The sequence below is a fragment of the Vibrio sinus genome, from assembly GCF_023634645.1.
Taxonomy (GTDB): domain Bacteria; phylum Pseudomonadota; class Gammaproteobacteria; order Enterobacterales; family Vibrionaceae; genus Vibrio; species Vibrio sinus.
In genome coordinates this window covers 180216-194472 of the sequence record NZ_JAMKMR010000003.1, presented here as the reverse complement: position 1 = coordinate 194472, position 14257 = coordinate 180216, and the positions used below count along the sequence as shown (strand labels likewise).

Genomic DNA, 14257 nt, shown 5'->3' with positions numbered 1-14257 from the left:
ATTTAACGCCAAATTAAGCTGTACAATCAGACTTAATACTGGTTCTAAACACCACGACGTTGGTTGACGCGCCCCTCTTCCCATGCTGCAACAGCTTGCGCCGTTTTATCATCACGGGTGACTTCCGGTAGCCCTACCTCCCACCAACAATCACAGGTAGACCAAGTTGCTGGAGATACCGGATCAATATCGACAACAATAACGTAGGTTCTGTCCGCTTCTTTCGCTCGTTGGAAGGCCTCTTCAAACTGATCAATGGAAATGAGTTTTTCGCTTAACGCTCCTTGAGCCTCGGCGTGTTTGGCAAAATCCACACGAGCCAGTTCACCATCAGGACGGCGGCAATCTTCTAGAAGGTTGTTAAATGAAGTATTGCCAGTGTTGTTCTGAAGTTTGTTGATAACCGCAAAACCACCGTTATCACACACGACCACGATCATCTTATGGCCAGTTAAAACGGAAGAGTAGATATCAGAGTTTTGCATTAAGTATGAACCGTCACCGACTAAAACCACGACATCGTTATTAGGGTTAGCCACTTTTGCGCCCCATCCGCCTGCAATCTCATAGCCCATACAAGAAAAACCAAACTCAATATCGAACTTACCAATTTGATAACTTTGCCAGTTCATGGCCAATTCCGCAGGCAATCCCCCTGCCGCAGTAACCACAGTATCACCGGGCTGCATCTTGGCGTTTACCTTGCCAATGACTTGAGCATAAGACGACAAACCAGGCAACAGATCTCCCTCTTTTGGATGAGTACGCTTGTGTACGACTTGCTTCCACTCATCCGCTCTGATCTTGGCCTTTTCGGCCCACTCCGGGCTGCTTGTCCAATCATCCAGCAATGAGGAAAGCTTCGATATACCTTGACGAGCGTCGCACTTCACCGCTAAGGCTTGATGCTTCACCGCGTCAAAGCGAGCCACATTCATCGAAATGAGCTTCATGTCATCATTGCGGAAAACGCTCCAAGAGCCTGTGGTGAAATCTTGCAAACGTGTTCCAATCGCCAAGACCACATCGGCTTCGGCTGCCATGTAGTTGGCTGAGTCCGAACCTGTTACACCGATGGGCCCAGCATTGAGGGGGTTGTCTTGCAACATGGTGGCGCGACCCGCGATGGTTTCAACCACTGGAATATTGTGTTTTTTCGCAAACTGAGCCAACTCATCTGTTGCCAAGGAATAGTGCACCCCACCACCAGAAATAATGAGCGGCGTTTTAGCCTTGATCAATAACGCCTTTGCTTCTTGTAAATCAGCAAGCTCTGGCTCAGGACGGCGAACTCGATGGATCTTTTCAACAAAAAAGCTTTCTGGGTAGTCGTAAGCAACACCTTGAATGTCTTGCGGTAAGCCAATAAATGCCGGACCACACGTTTCTGGGTCGAGCATGGTATCAATCGCTTGCGGCAGCGTGTGAATAAGCTGAGACGGGGATACAATTCTATCCCAATAACGAGTCAGAGGTTTAAAGGCATCATTACAGGTGATGGAAGGGTCGTAAAAGTTCTCAGGTTGCTGTAACACGGGATCTGGCAATCGGCTGACATACGAATCACCCGAGATCAGCAAGACGGGTAAACGATTGGTGTGCGCGATACCTGCTGCTGTGACCATATTGGTTGCTCCAGGTCCTATAGAGCTGGTAGCAATGCCAATTCGATGACGTTGATTGGCTTTGGCATAAGCAATAGCAGCCGTCGCCATAGATTGCTCGTTTTGGCCTCGCCAAGTAGGAATTTTATCTTCAATATTCTTAAGTTGTTGGCCAAAACAGGTAACATTACCGTGACCAAATATTGCAAAAGCACATCCAAATAACTGCTCCACTTGGCCATCAATTTTAATCATTTGTGCCGCTAGATATTTGGCTAACGCTTCAGCTACGGTAAGACGTATGGTTTTCATGATTCTCTTCCCTGACGATTAGAGTTGATATTTGTTCGCGTATTGCGTGATGTTTTGATAAGCAATCTTTGCGTATTCTAACGGGTTCGCTTTTGCTGGATCTTGTTCTGCTTCAACCAACAACCATCCTTCATAATCGCGTTCTTTTAACGCAGCAAACACTTCATCGTAGTTCACATCACCAGTACCAGGCACAGTGAAAACTCCGTCTAGTACGGCATTGAGGAAAGATTTGTCTTCGGCACGAGCCGTTTCCATAACATTTAGGCGTAAGTCTTTGAAATGCATATGACCAATTCGATGTCCCCAACGTTTAATCATGGTGACTGGGTCACCACCGCCATAGGTCACGTGGCCAGTGTCTAACGTTAGAAACACTTCAGGTGCAGTCAATTCCATAAGCAAGTTGATGTCCTCTTCCGTCTCACAAATGGTGCCAACATGGTGGTGGAAAGACAGCTTGATATCATGCTCGTGATACAGATAACTCGCGACTTCAGAAAGCTTAGCAGCGTAGGATTTCCATTCATCCATGGACAAGATGACGCGCTGAGAAGTCGGAATATTAATGTCTCCATGCACGGTATTACTGACTTCCCCATATACCATCGCCTGACATTTCGCTGCTTTCAGCAATCGAATGTGAGGTTGCATCGCTTGTATTTCTTCTTGTGCTGAAAGCGTCATCAAATTTCCACTATACCAACCTGATGCTAACACCAAGTTATGCTTATCTAGCAGCGGAATAAGAACGTCTGGATCTCTTGGATACTTAGTACCTAATTCAGTGCCAGTAAAACCTGCTTCAGCCATCTCACTTAAACACGTTTCTAGTGGGATTTCTCCACCCAGCTCGGGCATATCATCATTGGTCCATGTTAGAGGGCTAATTCCAAATCGCACTTTACTCATTTTGATACTCCGCCGTTAAAAAGGGTCTTATCCCAGCCGAGGCGGTGGATCGTTTTCGCACCGCCAAGCCCATATCGATGGCATCACTATAGTGAAATACTCCAACAAATGAAAAATATTTTTCATCATTACGGCGTATTGAAAAAGAAATGAAAAAATGCCTGAGTCCTTATTGAAATAAAGGGTTTAGTCAAAATTTTTAGTTTTTAAACTATTTTTAAATGCATATATTTCAATTACTTGTAACAATATCGCACAATGAAAAATATTTGTCATTATTTGACTAGGATAACAAATAAACAAAAAAGTGAGATTTAACACTAGTCGCGTTCGAATCTAGTAACTAGGATGAATCGAAAAATTATGAAAAATATTTATCATTAACATCCACTCCGTTAATGAAAGCAAATGCATTATCCAAAACACAACAACCAACCCTACCCTAGCTCTCACCCACCGTAGAATAACGAGAGCAGGCCCCATAAAGGAGTACTACACATGTCATCGGACAACTCGACGGTACAATCCCCACGAAACATTGCATACATTGTGAAAATTTGCTGTGTCGCCGCACTAGGGGGCATATTATTTGGCTACGATACTGCCGTAATATCAGGCGCGATCGGCCCAATCACCTCTTACTTTGCGCTATCACCAGCGGAAACAGGTTGGGCGGTCTCTAGTGTGGTACTCGGAAGTATCATTGGCGCACTCAGTGCTGGTTGGTGTTCACTAAAATATGGTCGCCGAAATACTCTGTTCGCTGCGGCCATTCTTTTTTCTATTTCCGCTGTCGGATCTGCGCTTGCTACCAGTTTTACGTTTTACACCCTCTTGCGCATCGTTGGTGGTCTTGGTGTGGGCCTTGCCGCTGTGGTGTCACCGATGTACATGTCTGAAGTCGCCCCAAGGGAATTTAGAGGACGCGCTGTTAGCATGTTTCAACAATCCGTTGTCGTTGGACAAACCGTGGTATTTTTTGTCAACTATATGATAGCAAAAGGAATGACGGAGCTCTGGCTACAGGACTTAGGCTGGCGCTGGATGCTAGGTTCAGAAATCATACCGGCAGTGATTTTTGGTGTACTCTTGTTCACCATCCCAGAATCACCACGTTGGCTGGTGTTAAAAGGCAAACTTGATCAAGCCAGAGCGGTGTTAACGAAGATTTCCAATCGACAACATGCCGAAAATGTCATTGCCGAAATAGAAGACTCACTGATGGCAAGTAGAGTAGCGAAGAAAAGCCAAGTTAGTATGAAGTCACCGCTCATGTTATCCATCGTTGCAGTGGGAACCTTTGTTGCGGCGGCTCAGCAATTTACCGGCATCAACGTTATCATGTACTACACACCGGAGATTTTAAAGCCTATTGTTGGCGGTACGCAAAACGCACTATTTCAGACCACTTTCATTGGGGTTGTGTTTATCCTTGGCAACGCATTGGGCATGTACCTCATTGATAAGGTCGGGCGTTTACCGTTAATGAAATGGGGAACGCTTGGGTGCGCTCTGAGTATGACCTATGTGGGCTTTGTGCTTTATAATCAGTCCGCTGGATATTCCGCTCTGTTTGCTTTATGTCTGTACGTGGTGTCTTATGCAACGTCATGGGGCTGCGCATGCTGGACTATGATCTCTGAAATATTCCCTAATAGCATTCGCTCAAGGGCAATGGCCATCGCTGTTGGGGCCCAATGGTGCGCAGGGTTTATCGTGACGCAAACCTTCCCAATATTAAACGACAACCCGTTTTTAAAAGAACACTTTAATGGTGGCTTTAGTTTCTGGCTGTTCGCGGCACTTTCGATGATCTGTATGTACTTCGTCGTTAAATTTGTACCCGAGACAAAAGGAGTGGCGTTGGAGAAAATGCAAGACGTGATGGCAGAGAAGCTTGGCCGTGCTTCACGCTCACGCCGCTCAAACAAAGCGTCAGCATAATCTGTTTCCATAGAGGTTTGGACTTTAAAAGGGCACGTTGTGAGTGTTAACCGACAAGGTTTGCACTCACAAATTTTCTAATTGATGTTCCGATTTTACCACTTTAAAACTAGCCGTTTTTTGGCCACTTTCGAAGCAGGTTTGATTTTTCCCCGCGCCTTTCGCGGTATACAAAGCCTGATCGGCTTTTTCAAAAAGAGACATGGGGCTTACCCCAGACTTAGCCACCACTGTCGCCACACCAATACTCACGGTGACTTTATCAATAGGCATGGTACTCTCGCCCATGTTTCTACTCTGCAGCTTCTCTACCGCAGAATGGCATCGATTGGCAATTGCTACTGGATTGGAACAGTTATCAAGCAACACGACAAATTCCTCACCACCGAATCTCGCAACCACATCCGACTCCTTTAGAGGAACATAGCTGAGACCTTCTGCGACCGACTTCAAACACTCATCCCCACATAAGTGACCATATAAGTCATTATATTTTTTGAAATCATCGATATCGATAAGGATAAGCGATATCGGCTGACCCGTTTCAATGGACTTGTTCCACATCACTTCAAAAGAATTATCGAATGAACGTCGGTTCGCCAACCCCGTTAGCACATCTAAATTTGACTGATTTCTGAGCAATTGATTCAGTGAAGATAGCTCTCTTGTCTTTTTCTCTACTTGGTTACTAATGATTTGGTTCGCTCTACCTAGAAACAATATCATTATTGTCATAACGGTCGACAATGAGATGCCACTTAGCAACAGCCAATATGGATAAGCTTTGCTGCGTGACTGGATATACTCTACTGATGGGGTCGCAACAATCTCCCAAAGGCGTCCTAACACCTCAATGTCCCCACTCACATAAGAGTAGCTTGAAGCAGAAAAATGTTCCTTTAAACTCGCTTGAGAGTCATATAACTTGACTGGTTGTTCAGCCTGAGTGATATCATAAATTTCGATATTAATCTCGGGGTTATACTGTATAGCTTCAGAAGCAATCGCTCCAACTCGAAAAACACCAAGGACGAACCCTTCAATTGCACTTTTTCGATCAGCAATAGTCTGATGTTTTTGGTTATAAACGGGAATAAAGGATAAAAAGCCAGCTTGATGATCTTTTTCCTGTACTAAGGTAACGCTCGCAGTTGCTTGCGGCCGGCCAGTATCGCGGGATTTTTCAATCGTTTCCAATCGAGTTCGATTAGAACCTAAATCATAGCCAAGTGCTGGCTCATTACCAATATATGGCTCAACATAATAGACTGGATAATAGATATCTCTAATTGGAGAAACCTCTAGCTCTCCTTTTGAGTTCAACGAGGTGAAGGTAAAATTTGGGAATGAGTTACGTTTTGTCGATTCATACTCCTCTCGCTCAGATTTTTCCACCACAGGAATCCACTCAAGCGCTTGAATACTAGGATGACGATTGGTAATTGAAGATGCTACTTCTCGAAACTCTGATTCACTGGGAAGTGGCGGCTTATGAAAAAGTACACCGAGTGCGTACAAGGCTTCAAAACTGGTTTCTAACTCCTCATGCATATGGGCATTGTAGGTGTTGATTTGCCGTTCAAACTCTTTAAATATCACTTGTTTCTCAGACGACTTTAACAGCGTAAAACTGAGTAAACTAAGTAGACAACCCGATATAAAAATAATCGCAGCGACAATGACGATTTTATTGTTCATAAAGCTATGAGTTTTGTTTCACATAACTATCAGGATAGTTAAGTTCTCTTCCGTCGCAAGAAAGACCTAAATTAAATAGAACGAATTCAACAGTTTTGTACTATTTTCTATATTGACTTAGCATCCTATCCAGAGAACCATCTTGCTTAGCTTGCACTAGCATAGCCTCAATAAGTTGAAATTCGGTTTGCTGATTCAATGGCATCGATATCCTACACCCGATAATCTAGAACCACCAAATCGTCTAGCAGTGGTCTAAATACCTCTTTTAGCGCTTCATGTTCGGGGTGATACAAATAATTGGTTCGCCCATCATCATCTTTGAAGGTCATTAAGACGGAATGTGTAAACCCTTGATTTTTATCTTCAGGGCTATCGTTTTCTCCCCACTCAACGGACTCTACACCTGATACCTTGTCAGGCATACTCAAAAACAATGACTTGAGTCTATCTACTTCTAAAAGCTGAGCCGACTCTTTAAATTTTATTAACAATATGTGGCGTATCATCTCTTAACTCCATCAGCGATACTTAATTGAGGCATTAAGATACCATACCCAAATTACATCAAGTGTAAAAATCATTGAATCGTTTAACAAAATTGTCCAGTATCAGCTTGTACTTTTTCTCAATGGGATTGGTTTTTAAATAAAAGACGGATAACCGAATAGGGTCTAACTCGATAGGCAGCGGTATTAACTTTCCAGACGCCAACTGCTGTTTCACGGTGAAGGAGGGCAAAATGGTAGCAGCAACACCCTCGACTGCGAGATCTATCCGAGTATGGTTACTGTCTATTTCATACATGATGTTGCCCTTGTCTTTTATCTCCTGATATTTTTCCCAGAAGTTATGATCTGAAAAATATCCTTCTACTTTAGGACAAACCCATTTATAGCACTCCAGTGCCTCCTCATTCTTTAAAAACTCTGCTTCTGGAGATACAACCGCGAGAGGTTGAAGATCCAGTAAAGGCTGCACAACCAAATGCTCTGCCTCATCGACATAATTGCAAGCACCATGATAGTAGATATAAAAGTCCATTTTACCTTTGAGAAGTTTCTGATGTAGAAAGGAAATATGGTCATCAACAATCGATATTTTCATTTCCGGGAATTGTTGAGAAAACAAATTGGTAAGAAGCTGGCTTCCATATGGGGCAAACACTCTATCAAACCCAATACGCACCTCACCATAATCTCCACAATCAATGACGTTAAGGCACTCGTCAAGCGCATCACTTTGAAAACAAAGTGCATGAACTATAGGGTATAGTTTGTTTGCCGCTTTAGTTAACTCAAAATTACGCGTATCTCTGTGGAACAACTTTACATTGAAATGGTCTTCTAGACTTTTGATGTTTTTAGTAATCGCGGATTGTGAAACACCCATCAGTTTTGCAGCTTTGGAAAAACTACAAGTTTCGTAACTATACAAAAAGCTTCGTAACTGACCAAGCCTAACACTATTTGTCCTAAGAGGTTTATTCTGCTTATTCATATTTATATAATCAATAATACTATATACACGACAACAATAGCACATTAAAAGACAGTTTGTCTTTCAGCACTTTCCGTATTGAGTATTTTATTTATTTATAAAATAAAAAATGGAATATGTCTTATTCCTGTTTATGAAAACCTATTACTGATAAGTTAAAAAAAAACAAATTGACTTTATTGAAATATAGAAATCAATAATTAAATAGCAATATCAATCATATTGTTAATTTAATAATTACTATTTAATACAACTAAACAGGCGGCAAAATAATATGACAAATCCAAATTATACTGCTTCTTTAAGTTACGAGAAAGGAGTTGAAATCATCCATGACGCGCTAGACATCCCTACCTTTGAAAAAGCAAGTAAAAATACCGGAGATAAGAGTTTAACTGGCTACCAACAAAGGAAAAAGCATACTAGTGTGGTATGCGAAACGGTTCAATCTGTAACATCAAAGAATGACGAAAAGCTGAAGAGCGAAGTAAAGAAAAACAAATCAAAAGTCTTACGACAAATAGAAGTCCTAGGTGGGAACCTTTCACAAGGGTTTAACTTAATTAGTCGAAAAAAATTGGCTAATGCAACAAATTATTATAATTATCATGCACCAAATGGCTCAAAAAAAAATAAAGAAGCTTTAACAGGGATGCTAGCTGTATTGAGTAATGACCTGAAACTAACAAAATACCTAGATGAAAGTATCCAGAATGAAATTGATAATAACGGTTTAATGCAAAATAACAAAATCAACTGGAAGGGGCTCAGCCTGCAAGGTCGAAGTCAGTTGAGTAACGTCAAGCTCAAAGCAAGGCAGCTGTTTATTCTTTATAAAAAGTTCATGGAGGCTCAGATTGAACTCCTCACTCTCGCCGAAGACATTGCTCAAAAGTTCAATGGTAGAGTATGTAGCCCACCAGGAGCATTCCAGGGCACAAAAAGCTTCAGTGGCGCCCTACAAAAAGTCACTATACGAGAAAGAAGCTCGAATGTCGGGGAATTAAAGGATTGTGCTCGAGCCACAATTTTGTTCAACACCTCAGAGGAGATGATCCTCGCTAAGCAAGAAATTGCCAATTATGCTGCTTTCCAAGCAATAAGGCATCATCAAAAAGCATTAAAAGATAGATATAATACAGGAACTTCAGAGCTCAAAAAGTTCAACTCTGGAGCAACAAAAGCAGGTTACCGAGATATCAAGTTTTTCCTGAGAATGCCTGAATCAGATGCTGTTGCTGAGCTTCAACTCAACACAACTGCGATGGATAACGCCAAATCTCAAGCACATATCATATATGAAATTTTAAGGTTGTCAGATCCAACTAAAGATACTTACATAATCAATAATCCAGATGTACTGAAGGGCCTTGATCACGGCCTAACTTTTGAGTGGCTCAAAAAAATTCAAAGTCAAACTCCAGTTGCCAAACAAGATATAAACACCATAAAAAGACTCATTAGCTCTTTTATAGCCAATGGGAAAAAATTACTAATTGTCGATAAAGCAGCTGTAAAGTCATTAAGTACTATTAGTAAGCAAATATATGAAATTGGATACTTAAGAAGTGGTACGTTTGTTAAAAAAAGCAAAGTATAGATTAAGTAGTAGTGAGTGCCTAATTATATAAGGAATTGATATGACAGAAGAACATTGCAAAAATATTTACTCTGTATCTAAACAATTAAAATTCCAAACATTTAAAATTCAATTTCTCGATGATATCAACCGAGCATTAAATGAGCTTCTAGCACGTAAATTAGAATACAAAGAAGACCTAATTCGCATGAGAGAAGATATTCAAAACCTTCGTATAAAAGTAAAGAAAGTAGAGCGAGATATCGGGGATATTTTTCATCCTAATCATGGCTTTATAAAGCAGATAAAATGTGATGTAGACAAGCACAACGCCAGAATTCGATGTGAGCTTATCAAGGTTGAGGCAATGAAGTTTCAAAGTAACCTAATAAAACTAACTAAATATCTGACACTTAGAGAACACACTTTATATCAAAAATAGAGATTGCAAACTATACCCAAAGTGCACATTCAGGGGGATTCAACAGGATTCGAGGATAACCTAACAGCCTCTGAAGGTGCCGTTTGTGTTAAGCGTCGGCTAATCTATTGCTGCTGTAATACGCATAAAAGCTTAAAATAATGGCACAAGCACTAAATACTGTCATTAACGTACCTGCGGGGGGCGCTAACCCTTCCATATCGACAAAGACGAAGTAACCAAAATCCGCAAGTCCGCCAACAAGTGCAGAAACAAAGATTGCCGTCGCGCTTTTTTTCCATATATAAACGCTCCCCACCATGGTGACAACTCCGAACCACCCCAGGTTCCAAGAGTGTTGCTTCAGTGATGCGGTCACAATTGGCACGTACTCCCTGATCATGTCAGCCATGAGCGGGTCAGCGGCAACGAATTCAAACGACAAAGCTTCGTTACCCAACGCCAAGAGATAAATCATCCCTACACCGAGAAGAAAATGGAACGCCCCCCAAATCATCCATAACACCGAAGACACTTTAAGTAACACTGAAGTTTTCATCGTAACTGTCCTTGTTTTACATCACCGTTAAAGTGTAGATCTGGCCAGTCGAGTTGGCGGGTAACTTTATGAAAGGAACGCGATTCATGTGTACCCGCTCACAAGGAAAGGTTGAAGCCACGCCCTGTCACTCAGCGACAGTTACATGGTCGGCATAGTAAAGCGGCTTTCCTGCGCTTCTTCGCGAATACCTGTAGGCCAACGGCTAGTAATGGTTTTCATACGGGTGTAAAAGCGCACGCCATCGCTACCATGCATATTGAGTGGGCCAAATATAGAACGCTTCCACCCCCCAAAACTATGAAAAGCCATAGGCACGGGAATGGGGACATTAATACCGACCATACCTGCCAGCACTTCTTCGCCAAATTGGCGTGCTGTATCTCCATCTCGGGTAAATATTGCACTGCCGTTTCCGTACTCGTGCTCATTCACTAGCTCAACAGCTTGTTGATAGTTTTTCACCCGGACCACACTCAATACTGGGCCAAAAATCTCTTCTTGATACACCGTCATATCGGGCGACACGTGATCGATTAACGTTGGACCAAGAAAATACCCGCTCTCGAAGCTTTCTACTTGAAAACCTCTACCATCTACGGCTATCTTCGCTCCCTGCTCTTCAGCTGAGTCTATATATTGAATGATCTTTTCACGATGCGCCGCTGAGATAACAGGTCCCATATCATTCTCGTTACCTTCAGTTATGCCCGGGCCAACTCGCATATGAGAAATTTGCTCATTAAGCTGATTTACAAGTCTATCTCCGGTTTCATCACCAACAACAACAGCCACTGACAACGCCATGCAGCGCTCTCCTGCCGCGCCATAGGCTGCACCAAGAATTGCGCTAGCCGCCATATCCATATCGGCATCTGGCATCAGAACGCAGTGGTTTTTCGCTCCACCAAGCGCCTGACATCGCTTGCCGTGATTGGAAGCTGTTGTATAGATATATTCAGCAATTGGTGTTGAGCCAACAAAACTTACCGCTTGTACCCTTTCGGCAGTCAATAAGGAGTCCACCGCTTCTTTGTCGCCATTCACCACATTGAACACCCCATTTGGCAAACCTGCTTGTTGCAACAGTTCAGCAATAAAAATACTGGCACTAGGATCTTTTTCTGACGGCTTTAGAACAAACGTGTTACCAGTGGCTAAGGCTATCGGGAACATCCACATCGGCACCATCGCTGGAAAGTTGAAAGGTGTTATCCCCACACATACGCCAAGAGGCTGCATTAAAGAATGGCTATCGACTCCCGTACCGACATTAGCCGAGTGTTCTCCTTTTTGCAGATGCGGAATACCGCAAGCAAACTCGACAACTTCGAGACCTCTTGTGACTTCACCTACCGCATCAGAATACACTTTGCCGTGTTCTTGAGAAATGATGCGAGCTAATTTTTCGATGTTCTGTTCAAGTAGCTCCTTAAATTTAAATAACACTCGTGCTCGTTTTAAAGGGGATGTTTTCGACCATGCTGGGAAGGCCTTGTCTGCAATGGAGATCGCTTCTGCAGTTTCAGCTGCAGAGCTCATTACTACCTGACGAATCTGCTCTCCTGTTGCAGGATTATATACCGCGGCCAATCGTGCGCTATGGCTTTCACTCTGCTGGCCATTGATAAAATTGTTGACTGTTTCCATTTGAATTCCTAAATTTCGTTGTGCTTAGGGGATGACCCCGATCAGAGAAACTACTGCGCGTGATGTCTGCTGCGCCAAATTTGTATAAGATTTTTGTAGTTATGCTTCACTTGGCTGACAAGCGCTGCATCACCTATTTCACCCCGAAGCCAATCTAAAGAAGGCTGAGCAAAGATCGTTCGGCCGATTGCGAAACCTTTTACAATAGGGCTTTGAGCAGCTTGAGCGAAGCCTTGTTGGAGCTCATGATCAGGGGCATCTAAGCCCAATAACAAGACACCACGGCAATGTGAGTCACGCTCCGTAATTACCGATTCCATTTTGCTCCACGCTTGGGCAGATAAAGGCGGAAGCTTCCACCAATCGGGTTTGATACCCATATCATAAAACTGGGAGACTATGGTGACATAGTGTTCTTCATTGAGATCGGATTGCTGTGGCAAAATAACTTCAAGCAGTAGCTCATGACCAGACTGACAACAGGCTTGGTATACTTCGCTCAACTGTTTTTCTTGGGCAAGTCTCATGTCATGCTCATCATTAGGGTGTGCAAACACCAAGCACTTCACGACATGCTCTAGAGGCCAACTGGTTAACTGAGATCCGATATTACCATGCTCAAGTTGCAATGGTCTCGAAGCAGGCAGTTCTATTGGCCGACCTATCCACCAACCCTTACCAGTTAATTCATTCAGCACACCTTGACCAAAGCGACTATCACACAAGATTCCGGCTTTACCTTCTAGCTTCATCTCTGCTACGACTTGCTGTGCTGAATCGAGAATCAGACGCTTCAGTTGCGGAATTCGATTTATATCTGCACCACAAGATCTCGCCATTTCCTCAAATTGAATTCGGTGATCAAAGGCCAGTACACATAACTCTTGCCAGTGTTTGTTTCGGGTCGTCACCCTATGCAAATGATTAAGTCGGTCATCCAAATCTGGGCGTGTTACCGCACCTGCTCGAGAAAGGTAATCGTCCAACTCTTCTTTACTTGGCATAGCTGGCGCACAACCGTGCCGAGAAACAACTAATGCACCACATGCATTGGCGTATTTGCAGCACTGCTGCCAACTTTCATCGTTCAAATACCCCCTTAGAAGGCCAGACATAAACGCATCCCCTGCGCCCAGTACATTCAGCACGTCGACTTTAACCCCTTCAACATGAATTCCGCTATCAAGGCTATTAGGAATTTGCTCGGTAAATACGCTACAACCCAAAGGCCCACGTTTACATACCAAAACAGCCTCAGTCACTTGTCGGACACCTTGTAAGGCTTTCAGAGTATCGTCATCGCCTCCTGCAATATGAAATTCTTCTTCAGTCCCCACTATCAAATCAAACCAACTTAACACCTCTTTAAGCTGTTCTGTCACTCGCTCAGACGATATATAGCGGGTTTCTCCGTCCCCCAGCGAGGTCAAGCCCCAAAGCACTGGGCGATAGTCGATATCCAACACCGTTTTTACCCCATGCTTTCGAGCATATTTCAGCGCTGTCAGCACCGCCTCTCTTGTTTGTGGATTGGATAGGTGTGTCCCCGTTATCGCTAAACACCGTGCAGATGCGATGTATTCTTCACTCACATCATCGGAACTGATCGCCATGTCTGCACAGTTGTCACGATAAAAAATCAATGGGAAGGTGTCCTCATCTTTGATACCCAAGATGACCAATGCCGTTAATCTTTCTTTATCCGTAATGAGGTGAGCGGTATCAACGCCTACTCTTTGTAGCTCTTCTCGTACAAATCTTCCCATGTGCTCATCGCCAACACGAGCTAACATAGAAGATCTCAGCCCTTGTCTCGCGGTTCCATACGCCACATTCCCTGATGAACCGCCTAGGTACTTCGCAAAACTCCCCATGTCCTCCAGACGAGCACCAATCTGCTGGCCGTATAAATCGACAGCGACTCGCCCCATGCAAATAAGATCGAGCGTTTTTTCGATGGCTTTCATCCATTACTCCTTGAATGTGTTTAACAGTGTCTTCCCACCTTTATACGAAACATTTATTTCATTTAAAATTATTTTTGAAATAAATATACTATTATGTGATCCAAAACTCAT

11 protein-coding genes are annotated in these 14257 nt (G+C 43.1%); 3 read left to right on the top strand and 8 right to left on the bottom strand.

Annotated features, from left to right (window positions below; genetic code table 11):
• Positions 1–44 precede the first annotated feature (44 nt).
• A complete protein-coding gene (gene iolD / locus M9194_RS04785) occupies positions 45–1916 on the bottom strand; it encodes a 3D-(3,5/4)-trihydroxycyclohexane-1,2-dione acylhydrolase (decyclizing) (protein WP_250611472.1) in 1872 nt (623 codons plus the stop codon).
• An 18-nt stretch (positions 1917–1934) separates the two neighbouring features.
• Complete coding sequence (iolE, locus tag M9194_RS04780) at positions 1935–2828, bottom strand: myo-inosose-2 dehydratase (RefSeq protein WP_250611470.1); 894 nt, start codon at positions 2826–2828, stop codon at positions 1935–1937.
• Positions 2829–3326: 498 nt separating this feature from the next.
• Here iolE and M9194_RS04775 point away from each other — a divergent pair, with 498 nt between their 5' ends.
• The gene (locus M9194_RS04775) at positions 3327–4772 is read left to right on the top strand and encodes a sugar porter family MFS transporter (RefSeq protein WP_250611468.1); all 1446 of its coding nucleotides are present in this window, start codon (positions 3327–3329) and stop codon (positions 4770–4772) included.
• Between the two features lie 66 nt (positions 4773–4838).
• Here the strand turns inward: M9194_RS04775 and M9194_RS04770 are convergent, their stop codons facing one another.
• The 3 genes from M9194_RS04770 to M9194_RS04760 all read right to left on the bottom strand — a co-directional run bounded on the left by M9194_RS04770 (position 4839) and on the right by M9194_RS04760 (position 7970).
• A complete protein-coding gene (locus M9194_RS04770) occupies positions 4839–6470 on the bottom strand; it encodes a sensor domain-containing diguanylate cyclase (RefSeq protein ID WP_250611466.1) in 1632 nt (543 codons plus the stop codon).
• A gap of 212 nt (positions 6471–6682) precedes the next feature.
• Complete coding sequence (locus M9194_RS04765) at positions 6683–6979, bottom strand: Dabb family protein (protein WP_250611465.1); 297 nt, start codon at positions 6977–6979, stop codon at positions 6683–6685.
• Positions 6980–7037: 58 nt separating this feature from the next.
• Positions 7038–7970: a LysR family transcriptional regulator gene (locus tag M9194_RS04760; RefSeq protein ID WP_250611463.1), complete on the bottom strand. Its 933-nt coding sequence runs from the start codon at positions 7968–7970 to the stop codon at positions 7038–7040.
• A 274-nt stretch (positions 7971–8244) separates the two neighbouring features.
• Here M9194_RS04760 and M9194_RS04755 point away from each other — a divergent pair, with 274 nt between their 5' ends.
• Positions 8245–9570 carry a hypothetical protein gene (locus M9194_RS04755; RefSeq protein WP_250611461.1) on the top strand — a complete coding sequence of 442 codons (1326 nt, stop codon included), beginning with the start codon at positions 8245–8247 and terminating at the stop codon, positions 9568–9570.
• A 40-nt stretch (positions 9571–9610) separates the two neighbouring features.
• Entirely contained in the window at positions 9611–9991 is a 381-nt protein-coding gene (locus tag M9194_RS04750) for a hypothetical protein (protein ID WP_250611459.1), read from the top strand.
• Between the two features lie 88 nt (positions 9992–10079).
• Here the strand turns inward: M9194_RS04750 and M9194_RS04745 are convergent, their stop codons facing one another.
• From M9194_RS04745 to M9194_RS04735, 3 genes are all read right to left on the bottom strand, one after another.
• Positions 10080–10529 carry a hypothetical protein gene (locus tag M9194_RS04745; RefSeq protein WP_250611457.1) on the bottom strand — a complete coding sequence of 150 codons (450 nt, stop codon included), beginning with the start codon at positions 10527–10529 and terminating at the stop codon, positions 10080–10082.
• Between the two features lie 141 nt (positions 10530–10670).
• Complete coding sequence (locus M9194_RS04740) at positions 10671–12179, bottom strand: CoA-acylating methylmalonate-semialdehyde dehydrogenase (protein ID WP_250611455.1); 1509 nt, start codon at positions 12177–12179, stop codon at positions 10671–10673.
• 50 nt (positions 12180–12229) lie between these two features.
• Complete coding sequence (locus M9194_RS04735) at positions 12230–14146, bottom strand: bifunctional 5-dehydro-2-deoxygluconokinase/5-dehydro-2-deoxyphosphogluconate aldolase (RefSeq protein ID WP_250611453.1); 1917 nt, start codon at positions 14144–14146, stop codon at positions 12230–12232.
• Between the last annotated feature and the right edge of the window lie 111 nt (positions 14147–14257).